General features: G+C 71.6%; 4 protein-coding genes. All 4 read left to right on the plus strand.

Annotated elements, in window-relative coordinates; genetic code table 11:
• Nucleotides 1–826 (plus strand): phosphopantetheine-binding protein (locus SX243_19825; GenBank protein ID MDY7095232.1); only part of this gene is annotated, 826 nt, incomplete at its 5' end.
• 59 nt (nucleotides 827–885) lie between these two features.
• A complete protein-coding gene (locus SX243_19830) occupies nucleotides 886–5,613 on the plus strand; it encodes an SDR family NAD(P)-dependent oxidoreductase (protein ID MDY7095233.1) in 4,728 nt (1,575 codons plus the stop codon).
• Nucleotides 5,614–5,693: 80 nt separating this feature from the next.
• On the plus strand, nucleotides 5,694–15,155 hold the full coding sequence (locus SX243_19835; GenBank protein ID MDY7095234.1) for an SDR family NAD(P)-dependent oxidoreductase: 9,462 nt from the start codon (nucleotides 5,694–5,696) through the stop codon (nucleotides 15,153–15,155).
• A partial coding sequence (locus SX243_19840; GenBank protein ID MDY7095235.1) for a hypothetical protein occupies nucleotides 15,155–15,352 on the plus strand: 198 nt, incomplete at its 3' end. The genes SX243_19835 and SX243_19840, both read left to right, overlap by 1 nt.

The following is a 15,352-nucleotide window of genomic DNA, read 5'->3' on the forward strand; positions in this document are numbered from 1 at the left end:
GCTGGACGCCGCTGCCGGGGCAGTGCAATTCCTCGGCGAGGGCAACTACCTGCCCCTGGCCTACGAGTCCTTGGTGGTGCGGGAGCCGCTGCCGGGCCGCGCCTTCGGCTGGCTGCGGCTGCGCGGTGATGCCACCGGCGCCGCCGACAATCTGACCTGCGACCTGGCGGTCCTCGACGAAGAGGGGCGGGAGCGGGTGACCGTTCGAGGCTTCTCCATGCGCCGGGTGAGCGAGGAGCTGGTGGAACAGATGCGCGCCCAGGGAGCGAGACAGCCGCAGGCTTCTGCCGCGGCGCCGGAGGTGGGCGACGGGATCCTGCCGGAGGAGGGGGTGGAGGTCCTGATGCGCATCCTCGATGCGGCGCCGGGGCCTCAGCTGGTGATCACCACCCGTTCCCTGACAGCGCTGGAGCGGCACTTCGACGCCAACGACCGCGACGCCCTGGCGCAGCGGCTGGCGGAGGGCGATGGCAGTGACCATCAGCGCCCGGAAGTTTCCAGCGAGTACGCCGAGCCGGAGAACGATCTGGAACGGCGCATCGCCGCCACCTGGCGGCGGGTTCTGGGCCTCGACCGGGTGGGCGTCCACGACAACTTCTTCGAGCTCGGCGGAACCTCCTTGAACGCCATCCAGCTGGTCTCCGAGCTCAAGCAGGAGCTGGACCGCGAGCTGTCCACGGTGGCGGTCTTCGAGGCGCCGACGGTGTCCGCTCTGGCGCGCTATCTGGCGCCGGAAAAGCAGGTCAAGGTCACCGAAGCCGCCAAGAGCCGCGCCCAGAAACGCAACAAGGCCCTCCGGCGTCGGCCGCGCCCGCGGCAACGCTAGAACCCATCCACACCGACCATGGACCTTTTTGAACACCGATTCTTTCGGGAGCCAGGCATTTGACCACCAAATACGACGACGACCTCGACCAGGAAGCAGGGGCCGACCAGGAGGCAGCGGCCGACCGTGCCATCGCCATCGTCGGCATGGCGGGCCGCTTCCCCAAGGCGCCGGATCTCGACGCCTTCTGGAGCAATCTCCGCAACGGCGTCGAGGCCATGGAGGAGCTCACCGACGACGAGCTCCGGGCCGCCGGCGTGGACGAGCGCTGGCTTCAGGATCCTTCCTACGTCAAGGTCGCCAGCCGGCTGGACGACGTCGACGCCTTCGACGCCGAGCTCTTCGGCTATACCGCCCGGGAGGCGGAGATTCTCGATCCCCAGCAGCGCATCTTCCTCGAGCAGTGCTGGCACGCCCTGGAGGATGCGGGCATCGACCCGGCCCGGGCCGAGGGCCTCATCGGGGTCTATGCCGGAGTCGCCTGGAATACCTATCTCTTGAGCAACCTGGTCAACCATCGGGAGCTCTTCGACGGCGCCGGCGGCTTCCAGGTCTTCATCACCAACGACAAGGACTTCATGCCCACCCGGGTGGCCTACAAGCTCGACCTCAAGGGCCCCGCCATGGTGGTGCAGACCAGCTGCTCGACCTCCCTGGTGGCAGCGCACCAGGCCTGTCTGGCGCTGCAGAGCTATGAATGCGACGTTGCCCTCGCTGGCGGCGTGACGGTGCGGGTGCCCCAGGATCAGGGCTATGTCTACCTGGACGGCGGGCTGGCCTCGCCGGACGGCCGCTGCCGTTCCTTCGACGCCCAGGCGGCGGGCACCATCTTCGGCAGCGGCGTCGGGGTGGTGGTGCTCAAACGCCTCGAGGACGCCGTCGAGGACGGCGATGTCATTCGCGGGGTGATCCTCGGCTCCGCCATCAACAACGACGGCTCGGTGAAGGTCAGCTACACCGCCCCCAGCGTCGAGGGCCAGGCCTGGGCCGTAGCCAACGCCCAGGCGGTGGCGGGGGTCGATGCGCGCACCGTGCAATATGTCGAGGCCCACGGCACCGCCACCAGCCTCGGCGATCCCATCGAGGTCACGGCGCTGACCAAGGTGTTCCGGGAATCGACACCGGATCAAGGCTTCTGCGCCCTGGGCTCGGTGAAGAGCAACCTCGGCCACCTGGACGCCGCCGCCGGCGTCGCCGGGTTGATCAAGACCACCCTCGCCCTGGAGCATCGGGAGATTCCTCCCAGTCTGCACTACCAGACTCCCAATCCGGCCATCGACTTCGAGTCCAGCCCCTTCTTCGTCACCGATTCCCTAAAGCCCTGGCCGGAGGGGGTGGACGGCCCGCGTCGCGCCGGGGTGTCGAGCTTCGGCGTCGGCGGCACCAACGCCCACGCCGTGGTCGAGGAAGCGCCGCCCCGGGAGGCCGGGGACGCCGAGGACCGGGGCCAGCTGCTGGTGGTGTCGGCGGCTAGCGCGGAGGCTTTGGAGCGCAGCATCGAGAACCTCGCCGAACATCTCGCCGCCCATCCCGAGCTCGACGCTGCGGACGTCGCCTGGAGTCTCCAGACCGGCCGGGCGGTGCTGCCCCACCGGGCGGCGGCGGTCTTGCTGCCCGAGCAGACGGCGGCGGTGCTGCAGGAGCCCGCCCGCTGGCTGCGGGGGGTCGATGCGGAGGCGCCCCGCCAGCGGCCGGTGGCGTTCCTCTTCTCCGGTCAGGGCAGCCAGCATCTGGACATGGCCCGAGGCCTCTACGAAACCGAAGAAGTCTTCCGCCAGGCCCTGGACGAGGTTCTTGCGGCGCTCAGGCCCCATCTCGACCGCGATCTGGCGGGGCTCGTCTTCCCTCCGGAAGCGGAACGGGAATCTGCCCGGGAGCTGCTCTACCGCACCCGCTACACTCAGCCGGCGCTCTTCGCCGTCGAGCACGCCCTGGCGCAGCTGTGGCGTAGCTGGGGCGTGGTGCCGGCGGCGGTGGTGGGACACAGCATCGGCCAATACGCTGCGGCGGTGGAGGCCGGGGTCTTCTCCCTGGCGGACGCGGCGCGGCTGGTGGCGGTGCGCGGGCGGCTGATGGACGAGCTGCCGGCGGGCTCCATGGTGGCGGTGCCGCTGGCGGAGGAGGGGCTGCGGGATCGTCTTCCCGCGGAGCTGGATCTGGCGGCGGTGAACGAGACGGAGCGCTGCGTCGTCTCCGGCCCGTCCCCCGCCGTCGAAGCCTTCGTCGAAGTCTTGCGCGGCGAGGGCATCGGCGCGCGGGAGCTGCACACCTCCCACGCCTTCCATTCCTCGATGATGGAGCCCATCCTCGACGCCTTCCGGCAGGAGGTGGAGAAGGCGACGCTGAACCCGCCGGAGCTGCCGTTGGTGTCGGACCAAAGCGGCACTTGGGCGACCCCGGAGGAGCTCACCGATCCCGCCTATTGGGCTCGTCACCTCCGCCAGCCGGTGCGCTTCGCCGAGGCCCTTTCGACGCTGCTGGAGGAGCCGGACCGCTTCCTCCTGGAGGTCGGTCCCGGGCAGACCCTGGCGACCCTGGCGCGGCGTCACGGGGATCGCGGCGACCGGCCGGTGGCGGCGTCGTTGCCGCCGGCCCGGGAGGAGGCGGACGCCGCTGCCGATCAGCGCACGGTGCTCGAAGCCTTGGGGCGGCTGTGGACCGCCGGCTACGAGATGGACTGGCCCACAATCCACGGCGACGCCCGGCGCCTCAAGGTGCGCCTGCCCCTCTATCCCTTCGAACGCCGGCGCTTCTGGATCGACGCCGGCACCCCGCCGCCGGTGCGCCGAGCACCGCTGAGCAAGATCGAGGACGAGGGGCAGTGGTTCCTGGCCCCCGCCTGGCGCCCGGCTCCCCGGGGCGAGACCGACGAGCCGCGGGAAGATCTGCCCCAGCGCTGGTTGATGGTTATGGAGGAAGGGGGCGCCGCCACTCTCGAAACCGCCGGCGAGGCCCTGGCAGCGGCGGGCTGCGAGGTACTCCAGGTTCGCCTCGGTGGAGGCTCCGGCGACGAGGTCCGGGAGGAGCCTGCCGGCGTCTTCCATCTGAACAGGGCCAGCGCCGCCGGCTGGGGCGAGCTGGCGCGGCTGCTGGGCGAGAGCGACCGGCTACCCGGGGGAATCCTCTACGCGCCCATGGCGGTCTCGATGGCGGCCTCGATGGAGGACCAGGCGACGGGTGAGGATTTCGACCAGGCGCAGGCGCGCGGATTCTTCCCGCTCCTCGAGCTGCTGCGGGCCTTCGGGCCTGCTCTCTCCGGCGCTCTTTCCGGGGCCCAGGAGGGCGTGGAGCTGTGGCTCGCCACCGCCGGTGCTTGTGCCGTCGGCCCCGCCGAGTCGCCGCGGGCCGCAGCCGCCACCCTGCAGGGGCTCGCCCGGGTGCTGCCCCAGGAAGCGCCGGCGGTGCGCTGCCGGGTAGTGGATCTCGATCCCGCTGTCGCAGCCGCCGAGGTCGGCGAGAGCCTGGGCCGCGAGGTTCTGATGGGCTCCGGTGACGAACGCATCGCCCTGCGCGCCGGCCGCCGTTTCGTGCCCAGCTTCGAGCCCGTACTGCTACCCGAGGTGGCGGATCTTTCCGAGGCCTCCGAAGAGACTTCGAAGCTCCGGCTGCGCCCCGGCGGGCGCTATCTGGTCACCGGCGGTCTCCAGGGCAACGGCTACGCCCTGGCGCGGCGGCTGGCGGATCTGGGCGGGCATCTGGCGCTCTTGGAACCGGTGGAACCGGAGGCGGAGAGCGAGGCCCAGCGGCGGTTGGAAGCCCTGTCGGCGGGAGCCGGCGAGGTCCGGGTCTTCCCCGCCCGCCTCGACGACAGCGAGGCGGTGGCTGCAGCGGTGAGCGCGGCGGCGCAGTGGCGGGGAGGCCTCGACGGCGTGCTCCACACCGCCGGTACCGACGGCGAGCGCACCTTCCGCGCCCTGCGGGAGACCGGCGCCGAGGAGGCGGGTTGGCATTTCGGCCCCCGCGGTCACGGCACCCTGGCCCTGGCGGCGGCCCTCGACGGCCTGCCCGCGGAGCGGCAGCCCACCTTCGTGGTGCTGCTCTCCTCCCTGGCTTCCGAGCTCGGCGGCATGGCCTACGGCGCCTACGCCGCCGCCAACGCCTTCCTCGACGCCTTCGCCCAGGCCCGATGCCGGAAGCGGGGCGCCGCCGGCCCCCGCTGGCTGGCCCTCGGCTGGGACGTCTGGGAGCTCGAAGGGGAGGAGCGCCAGATCACCGCCCTGCGTCCGGAGCTGGCGGCCCTGGCCATGACCCCGGACGAAGGCTGGCGCGCCTTCCGCAGAGCGGTGGAGGGAGCCGGCGGCGAGCCGCGCATTCTGGTCTCCACCGGCGACCTGGAGGAGCGCCTGGCGGACCGCCGGCGGCAGCTGGAGAGCCATCGGGGCTCCGACGGTGCCGGCGGCGAAAGCCGGCCCCACCATCCTCGGCCCGCCCTCTCCACCCCCTTCGCCGACCCCGAAAGCGACTTGGAGAAGCGCATCGCTGCAGTGTGGCAGGACCTCTTGGGCTTCGAGGCGGTGGGCCTGGACGACAACTTCTTCGAGCTCGGTGGCGACAGCTTCGTCGCCATTCGGGTGGCGGACCGGCTGCAGTCGGAGCTCGGCGTCGAGCTGCCCGTGGCCCGGCTCTACGAGGGCCTGACGGTGCGCGCCCTGGCCGAGCTCTTGGGCAAGGGGGCGGAGGAGGAGCGCCGGGAGCGGGCGGAGCACCTTCAGGAGCGCCGCGAGAGCGCCGACCGCCGCAGGGCATTCCTCCAGCGACGCCGCGGTGGCCGCCGCGGGGATCGGTGAGTCAGAGAACGAACGCATCGCCGGCCGCCGTCACCGATCCGCGGTGGGCCGCCGGCTTGGCATAGAAACGAGACTTCGAGATGACCGACCAGCACGACGACACCCAATACGACGGCAGCGAGATCGCCATCGTCGGTATGACCTGCCGCTTCCCCGGCGCCGACACCGTCGAGCGCTACTGGCAGAATCTGCGCCAGGGCCTGGAGAGCCTCAAGGAGCTGAGCGACGAGGAGCTCCTCACCGCTGGCGTCGCCCCGGAGCTGGTGCGCAATCCACGCTTCGTCCGCCGAGCGTCGGTGGTGGAGGGCATCGAGGAGCTGGACGCCGAGTTCTTCGGCTATACGCCGCTGGAAGCCAAGCTCATGGATCCCCAGCACCGCCTCTTCCTGGAGTGCGCCTGGGAGATCTTCGAGCAGGCGGGGTACGACCCGGAGCGCCTGGATCAGCGGGTGGGCGTCTTCACCGGCGCTAAGACCAACACCTATCTCTTCAGCCTGTTCTCCAACCGCGAGCTGTTCAACACCCTCGACAACTTCCAGATCGCCCTGGGCAACGACCTGGCGGTGATGGCTACCCGCATCGCGCACAAATTCGACCTGCGGGGGCCGGCCTACGCCCTCCACACCGCCTGCTCCACCTCTTTGGTGGCGGTGCATCTGGCGGTGCAGAGCCTTTTGCTCAACGAATGCCGCATGGCCGTCGCCGGCGGTGCCTGCGTCAACGTTCCGCAGAAGACCGGCTACCTCTACCAGGAGGGCGGGCTGCTGTCGCCGGACGGCTCCTGCCGCACCTTCGACGCCGAGGCCGCCGGCTCCAACTTCGGCAACGGCGCCGGCGCGGTGCTGCTCAAGCGCCTGGAGGACGCCATCGAGGACGGCGACACCGTCTACGCCATCATCCGCGGATCCGCCACCAACAACGACGGCGCCGCCAAGGCCAGCTTCACCGCCCCCGGTGTCCAGGGCCAGACCGACGTCCTCCTCGACGCCATGGCCATCGCCGGGGTGCGGGCGGAGGACATCTCCTACGTCGAGACCCATGGCACCGCTACCGATCTGGGCGACTCCATCGAGATGCTGGCCCTCACCCAGGCCTTCCGCGCCGACACCGAGGCCCAGGGCTTCTGCGGCGTCGGCTCGGTGAAGACCAACCTCGGCCACCTGGAGACCGCCGCCGGCGTCGCCGGGTTGATCAAGACCGCCCTCGCCCTCTACCACCAGGAGCTGCCGCCGAGCCTGCACTTCCACCACCCCAACCCCAAGATCGACTTCGCTGCCAGCCCGTTCCGGGTGGTGGATCATCTGGAGCCCTGGCCCCGGGGGGACAAGCCGCGCATCGCCGGCGTCTCCTCCTTCGGCATCGGCAGCACCAACGCCCACGTCATCGTCGAGGAGGCGCCGGTGCCCAAGGCCTCGCCAGCGCCGGTGCGGGAGCATCAGCTGCTGCTGGTCTCGGCGCGCACCGCCACCGCCCGGGACGCCCTGAGCGAGCGTCTGGCGGATCATCTGGAGGAGCTGGAAGAGCGCGGTGAGGAAGCCGCCGCCTACCTGGCGGACGCCGCCTGGTCGCTGCAGGTGGGGCGCAAGCGCTTCCCCTTCCGCCGGGCGCTGGTGGTCCAGGACACCGCCGGTGCGGTGGCGGCGCTACGCGGTGAGGGCGAGGCCGCTGCCGGCTTCGATCTGGAACAGCGCCAGGAAGGACCGCCGGTGGTCTTCCTCTTCCCCGGCCTCGGCGAGCACTACCCGGGCATGGCTCACGGCCTCTACCGCGGCGAGCCTGCCTTCCGGGAAGCCCTGGATCATTGCGCCGAAGTGCTGGAGCAGGAGCTGGGGCAGGACCTGCGGCCGCTGCTCTTCCCCGAGGGCGAAGAGGAAACCACCGCCGCCGCTCCGGATCTCAAAGCCATGCTCGGCCGCGGCTCGGGGGCCCGCAAGGCCTCGCCGTTGGACGACACCCGCATCGCTCAGCCGGCGGTCTTCGCCGTCGAATATGCCCTGGCCCAGCTGTGGGCTTCCTGGGGCATCGAGCCGACGGCGGTGCTGGGCTACAGCCTGGGAGAGTACGTCGCCGCCTGTGTCGCCGGCGTGTTGCCGGTGGACGACGCGCTGCGGCTGGTGGCTCGCCGCGCCGCCAAGATCGCCGAGCTGGAGGCCGGCGCCATGATCGCCCTGCCCCTGGACGAGTCGGCGGCGGCGCCCTATCTGGAGCGCCACGGCCTGTCCCTGGCGGGGGTCAACGGTCCCGTGGCCACCGTCGCCGCCGGGTCGGTGCCGGCGGTGGAGGATTTGGAGAAGGAGCTCGACGCCGCGGAGATCGTCTACCGCCGCCTGCCCACCACCCATGCCTTCCACTCCTCGATGATGGAGCCCCTGGCGGACGAGGTCACCCGCCTGGCCGGCGAGGCTGCCCTCTCCACTCCCGAGATCCCGCTGGTGAGCAACGTCACCGGCACCTGGATGACCGACGAGGAGGCCACAGACCCGGCCTATTGGGCGCGGCATCTGGTCTCGCCGGTGCGCTTCGGCGACGCCGCTCGCACCCTCCTCGAAGCGGGGCCGAGGGTCCTGCTGGAAGTCGGCCCGGGGCAGGGGCTGGCTTCCTTCGTCAAGCAGCATCCGGAGATCCCGGCGGAGCGTTCGGCGCTGGCCTTCCCCTCGCTGCGCAATCTCTACACCCGCCGTCCCGACGGCGAGGTCTTCCTGACCACCCTGGGCAAGCTGTGGGCCGCCGGCGCCGACGTCGATTGGGCGGCGGTCTCCGGCCCCGGCCGCCGGCGGGTGCCGCTGCCCACCTATCCCTTCGAGCGCCAGCGCCATTGGGTCGATCTGCCGCTGCCGGGCGCCGGCGAAGCGTTGCCCAGCTCCTCCGGCCACGGTGCGGTGACCTTGGACAAGCGGCAGGACCTGGCGGAATGGTTCTATCGCCCGGAGTGGGCTCCTCTGGCCCTCGACGCCGCGGCGGGGGATGCGCCCTTCGCCGCCGGCGCGCCGGTACTGGTCTTCGCCGATGCCGCCGGGATGGCCGAGGCGCTGGGCCGTCGGCTGGCGGGGGAAGCTCCGGTGGTCGTGGTGGAGGCGGGGGAGGAATTCCGCCGGCTCGACGGCGAGGCTTCGCGCTTCACCCTCGGGGCCGCCGAGCCGGGCGTGTATTCGAAGCTTCTGGAAGCCGCCACCGAGGCGGCCGGGACGGCGCCGGGGCTGATCGTCCACGGCTGGGCTCTGGATGCTCCGGCGAGCTTCGCCGAGGCTCAGGAGCGGGGCTTCTACAGCCTGCTCTTCCTGGCCCAGGCCCTGGGTCGGCAGAGTCAGGGTCAGCCGGGACGGGGGCAATCGGGACGGGGTCAATCGGGAAGGGCCGCAGCGGTGCACCTGGAAGTCCTGGGCAGCGGCCTGGCGGCGGTGACCGGCGGCGAGACGCCGGATGCGGACCGGGCTCTGCTCCTGGGGCCGGCGCGGGTGGCGCCCCAGGAGATGCCGGGGCTCAGCTGCCGCGTGGTGGATCTTCCGAGGGATCTCCCGAGGGACATCCTCGAGGCAGAGGCCGGAGATTCCGAGCTCCTCGATGCCCTGACCGAGGCGGCGGCGCTGCCGGTGGTGGAGCCGGTGCTGGCTCTGCGCCGCGGGGAGGATGAGTGGACCGCGTATCGCCGCGACTACCGCGAGGAGCCCCTGGCGGCGATGGAGGAGATGCCCAGTGAGGAGATGCCCAGCGAGGGGAGCTCGTCGCGGCTGCGGGACGGCGGCGTCTACCTGCTCACCGGCGGTCTCGGTGGCCTCGGGCTGGAGGTGGCCCGCCACCTGGCCCAGGCCCACGGAGCCAAGCTGGTGCTCACCGGCCGCTCGCCCCTGCCGCCGCGAGAGGAGTGGCAGGAAGCGGCCCAGGGCGACGACTCCACGGCGCAGCGGCTGCGTTCGGTGCTGGCCCTGGAAGAGGCCGGCACCGAGGTTCTGGCCCTGGCCGCCGACGTCACCGACGAGGAGGCCATGGCTTCCGTCCTGGACCAGACCTTCCAGCGCTTCGGCCGCCTCGACGGCGTGATTCACCTCGCCGGCATTCCCGGCGGCGGCATCATCCAGCTCAAGACCCGGGCCATGGCGGAGGCCATCGTCGGTCCCAAGGTGCAGGGTGCCCGGGTGCTGCTCTCCCTCCTCGACGGACTGGCGGAGGACCGGCGACCGGGCTTCCTGCTCCTCTTCTCCTCCATCGCCTCGGTGCTGGGCGAGTTCGGCCAGGCGGATTATTGCGGCGCCAACGCCTACCTCGACGCTGTGGCGGAGGCCGCCGCGGCCGAGCCCCGAGGCTACGAGGTGCTGGCGGTGAATTGGGATATCTGGAATCGGGTGGGCCTGGCGGTCTACACCGAGGTGCCGGAGCATCTCAAGGCCTGGCGCGCCGAGATGCTCGACAAGGCCATGACCCCGGAGGAGGGTGTCGAGGCCCTGGACCGCATCCTCGCCGGCGACGCCGGTCGGCTGGTGGTCTCCACCCAGGAGCTGGAAGGGCGCATGGAGCTGGGCCGTTCCTTCACCGGCGAGCGCTTCCTCGAGGAGCTCGGCCTTGGTGGGGCTGCGGGGGTGTCGGCAGCGGCGGGACCGTCGGCGTCGGTGGCGGAAGGCAGTGCCTCGGGGGCTGCCGGCGGTGCCTCGACGGGAGTGCTGGCGGGCGGTCAGGCGGCGCTGGAGCGGCAGCTCTCGGCCATCTGGCAGCGCATTCTCGGCGTCGATTCGCTGAACGTCGAGGACAACTTCTTCGACCTCGGTGGCAACAGCCTGCTGGGGCTCCAGCTGGTGCAGGAGCTGGGGCGTCAGCTCGACCTCCAGGTCCCACCGGTGGCTCTCTTCGAGCATCCCACGGTGGCCTCCCTGGCCCGCCACCTGCTGCCCGACGCGCCGGCGGCCTCTGCGGCGTCCCAGGTGCTGGAGGAGCGGCGCAGAGTGGCCAAAGGAGCGGCCAAGGGCGAAGGCCACAGCGACATCGCCATCATCGCAACCACCGGCCGCTTCCCCGGCGCCCGCAACACCGAGGAGCTGTGGAAGAACCTCCTGGACGGCGAGGAGACGGTGACCTTCTTCACCGACGAGGAGCTGCTGGAGGCGGGGATCTCCCGGGAGCTGGTGGACGACCCGCGCTACGTCAAGGCGGGGTCGATCCTCGAAGACGTGGATCTCTTCGACGCCGGCCTCTTCGGCTACTCGCCGCGGGAGGCGGAGGTGATGGATCCCCAGCATCGGGTCTTCCTCGAATGCTCCTGGGAGGCGCTGGAGCGCGCCGGCTACGATCCCGAGACCTATGCCGGAGACATCGGCGTCTACGCCGGCTCCAACCTCTCCACCTACCTGCTCCAGATGCACGCCGATCCCCGGGTGCGGGCGTCGGTGAACATGCTGCAGGCGATCCTGGGCAACGACAAGGACTCGCTGACCACCACCGTCTCCTACAAGCTCAACCTCACCGGCCCCAGCGTGGCGGTGCAAACCTTCTGCTCCACCTCCCTGGTGGCGGTGCACATGGCGGCCCAGGCGCTGCGCTCCGGCGAGTGCGACATGGCGCTGGCGGGGGGCATCCGCATCGTCACCCCGGTGCGTCAGGGCTATCTCTACGAGCAGGGCGGCATCGCGCCGCCGGACGGCCACTCCCGTTCTTTCGACGCCGGCGCCAACGGCAGCGTCCTGGGCCAGGGCGTCGGCGTGGTGGTGCTCAAGCGGCTCTCCGAGGCGCTGGAGGACGGCGATCCGGTCTTCGCGGTGATCAAGGGCAGCGCCATCAACAACGACGGCGCCACCAAGGCCGGCTACACGGCTCCTAGCGTCGCGGGGCAGTCGAGGGCGGTGGAGGCCGCCTACCGGGACTCCGGCATCGATCCTTCCACCATCTCCTACCTGGAAGCCCACGGCAGCGCCACGGAGCTCGGCGACCCCATCGAGGTGGCGGCGCTGACCAAGGCTTACCGCGCCTTCACCGACCAGAGCGGCTTCTGCCGCATCGGCTCCATCAAGGCCAACTTCGGCCACCTGGACCGCGCCGCCGGCGTCGCCGGCCTGATCAAGACCACCCTCGCCCTGTCCCGGGAGGAGCTTCCGCCGAATATCCTCTTCGAGACACCGAACCCGAAGATCGACTTCGAGCACAGCCCCTTCCGGGTGATCACCGAGCGCACTCCCTGGCCTCGGGGCGAGACGCCGCGGCGGGCGGCGGTGAACTCCCTGGGCATGGGCGGCACCAACGTCCACGTGGTGCTCGAAGAAGCGCCGGAGCCGCTGCCCACGGGCCCTGCCGGCGAGCATCAACTGCTGGTGCTCTCGGCGCGTTCCGACACCGCGCTGGAGGCCGCTACCGCCAACCTGGCGCAGTGGCTGCGGGAACATCCCGACGCGGAGCTGGCGGACGTCGCCTGGACCCTGCAGGTGGGGCGCCGGAATCTGCCGGCGCGGCGGGCGGTGGTGGCCTCGTCGGTGGCGGACGCGGTGGAGGCCCTGGCCGGCGACAGCCCGCGCCGCCGCCTCACCGGCTGGTGCGAGGACGGCGAGCGCGAGGTGGCCTTCCTCTTCCCGGGGCTGGGGGGCCAGTACCAGGGCATGGGGCAGGGGCTCTACGACTCTGACGCTACCTTCCGCAACGCCGTCGACCGCTGTGCCGAAATCCTCCAGCCGATCCTCGGCGAGGATCTGCGCTCGATTCTTTTCGAAGCGGATCGTTCCGACGGCGAGAGCGACGAGGATCAGAGCTCGGCGGAGGGCGAGAAGAAGCTCGACTTCAAGGCCATGCTGCGCCGCGGCTCGGCGCAGCCGGAAGGCCCCCTGGCCCGCACCCGCTTCGCCCATCCTGCGCTCTTCGTCGTGCAATACGCCCTGGCTCGGCTGTGGCAGTCCTGGGGTCTCAAACCGTCGGTGCTCCTGGGCTACAGCCTGGGCGAATACGTGGCGGCGGTGATCGGCGGCACCCTCGAGCTGGCGGACGCCCTGCAATTGGTGGCGCGGCGGGCGCAGCTCATCGAGGAGCTGGCCCCCGGCGGCATGCTGGCGGTGGCGCTGCCGGAAGCGGAGGCGGCGAAGCATGCGGCGGAAGTGTCCGCGGAGCTCGCCGTCAGCGCCGTCAACGGCCCCGAGCAGACCGTGGTGGCCGGCCCCGCGGAGGCGGTGCAGGCCCTGGAGGAGCATCTGGCCCAGGGGGAGGTGGCCAGCAGACGGCTGCAGGCGGAGCGCGCCTTCCACTCGCCGATGATGGAACCGGTGGCCCAGGCCATCGAGGAGCTGGTGGCGGGCTTCCAGCTGACGGAGCCCAAGCTGCCCTGGATCTCCAACGTCACCGGCGCCGAGGTGAAGCCGGAGGACGCGGTGGATCCGGCCTATTGGGCGCGGCACACCCTGAGCCCGGTGCGCTTCACCCGCGGCATCGAGGTGCTGCTGGCGGAGCCCGGCCGCATCCTGGTGGAGCTGGGGCCGGGGCAGACCTTGGCCTCGCTGGTGCTCCAGCATCCCGCGGCGGCAGCGGCCGACCCGGCGGTGGCCAGGCCATCGGTAGTAGGAGCTCTGCGCCACGACTACGAACGGGACGACGACGTCGCCTTTGCCCTCGGAGCTCTGGCCAAGGCCTGGCTCGCCGGGGCGCGCCCGGATTGGCCCAGCGTCCACGGCGGCGAGCGGCGCCGGCGGGTGGTGCTGCCCACCTATCCCTTCGAGCGCCAGCGCTATTGGATCGTCACCTCCGAGCCCGGCGCCGCTTCGGCGAGCGCCCGAGCTGGAAGTGGCCGCACTGGGGGAGCGCAGGATGTCGCGGCGTCCGGCGCGCTGGCGGTGCCCGGCTGGCGCCGCACCGAGCCGCCGCCGGCCAGCGGTGAGGTGGCCGAGGGGCGCGAGCGCTGGTGGCTGCTCCACGACCCCGCCACCGACGATGGCTTCGGCGAGGAAGTGGCGGCGCGCCTGGAGGAGCGCGGTGCTTTCGTGCGGCGCATCGACGCTGTCGCCGGGACGGAGCTGGTGACGGAGACCGCCGGCGAGATGCCGGCGGCGATCCTCGACCTGCGCACCACCGCCGCCGGCATCGACGGCTGCGAGCAGCTGCTGGCTCTGGCGGAAGCTTTGGCGGAAGCGGACCAGCAGCCCGAGCTGTGGCTCGTCGGCTGCAATTTCTTTGAAGTGGTGGGTACCGAGACCGTCGACCCCGCCGCCGCGGCGGTGGCGGGAGCGGCGGCGACCCTCGGCCATCGCTTAGGTCTGAGCCTGGGCGTGGTGGACGTCGATGCCGGGGCCGCCGGTTCTCCCCGGCGTCGCCGGGCGGTGGCCCAGCTGGTGGGTGAGGTGATGGTGGCACCGGTGTCGTCCGGGGCGGGGGCGATGGAACCGCCGGTGGCGGCTTTCCGCGGCCCTCACCGCTGGCGGCCCACGGTGGAGCTCGTCGCCGAGCCCACCATCGCCGGCGAGCTCTCGGAGAGCGCCCTTGCGGGGGCCGGCTTCCACCTGCTCTTCGACGGCCTGGGGGATCCCGGGTTCGTCTTCGCCGAGGCGTTGGCGGAGACCGGGGCGGCCCTGGTGACGGTGGAGCCGGCGGGCTTCCCGGCCCGCGAGGAATGGGACGGCTGGCTCGATTCCGAGGCCGGCGCCAGCCTGCTGGCGAAGCGCATCCGCCGGGCCCGGGCGCTGGAAGAGCGCGGGGTGAAGGTGCGGGTGGTGGATCCGGAGCGTACCGACGGCGCGGCGCTGGCGGCGGTGCTGGATGCTGCCGGGGAGGAATACGGCGAGCTGGGTGCGGTGGTGGACGCCTCGTCGGCACCGGTGGAGGAGGACGCCGCGGCGGGCCTCGACCACCTGCGGCGGGTCGCCGGTGGCCTCGACGTGCTGGCGGAGGCGACCGCCGACGCGCGGGCGGTGCTGCTGGTGGCGGACGCCGCCGTCGACGCCACTGCGGCGGGCTCCGGCGTCGCGGCATCGAGCCTCTTGTTGGAAGCCCGGACGTCGCTGGAATCCGCGGCCGCCGAGGCGGGACGCTGGAGCTTCGTCGCCTGGGCGCCGTCAGATGAGGCTCGGGCCGCTCGCCTGCTGGCCGCCGCCGTCGCCGATGCCGGCCGCCGCTGGTTGGTGCTGGGAGCTGGAGCTCCCTCCCTCCTGCCCCTGGTGAGCTTCCGCCGCGAGGCCGAAGCGCCGGAGGAGTCGGCGGTGGGTTCTTACGAGCGGCCGGCCCTGCGGGTCGAGTTCGTGGCTCCCAGGAACGATCTCGAGCGCACCATCGCCGGCGCCTGGACCGAGCTTCTGGGGGTCGAGCGCATCGGTGTTCACGACCACTTCCTGGAGCTCGGCGGCGACAGCCTGCTGGCCTCGCGGCTGGTGACCCGGCTGCGGGAGCTCCTGGAGCTGGAGCTGCCCATCCGGCTGCTCTTCGAGGCGCCGACGGTGGAAGAGCTGGCGCAGCACGTCGAGGAGCTGCGGCGGGCGGAAGAAGACAAAGATCTGGAGAACCTCCTCGAGCGGGTCAAGGGCCTGAGCGAGGAAGAGCTGGAAGCGGAGCTGAGCAAGCGGGAAGCCGCCCTCGGCGTCGAGGAGACCTGATGAGCGACGGAACGAAGAAGCAAGATGGACTGAGCGACAAGCAGCGGCGGCTCCTGGAGCTGATGCTCGAGGAGAAGAAGCGCCGCGCCGCCGAGCGCTCGCAGCAGGCCGACTCCGCGCCGCGGCCGTCGATCCCGCAGTGGACCGGGGACGGCTCGCCGCTGCTCTCCTACGCCCAGCAGCGGCTGTGGTTCATC

This window comes from Acidobacteriota bacterium (assembly GCA_034211275.1).
Classification (GTDB): Bacteria; Acidobacteriota; Thermoanaerobaculia; order Multivoradales; family JAHZIX01; genus JAGQSE01.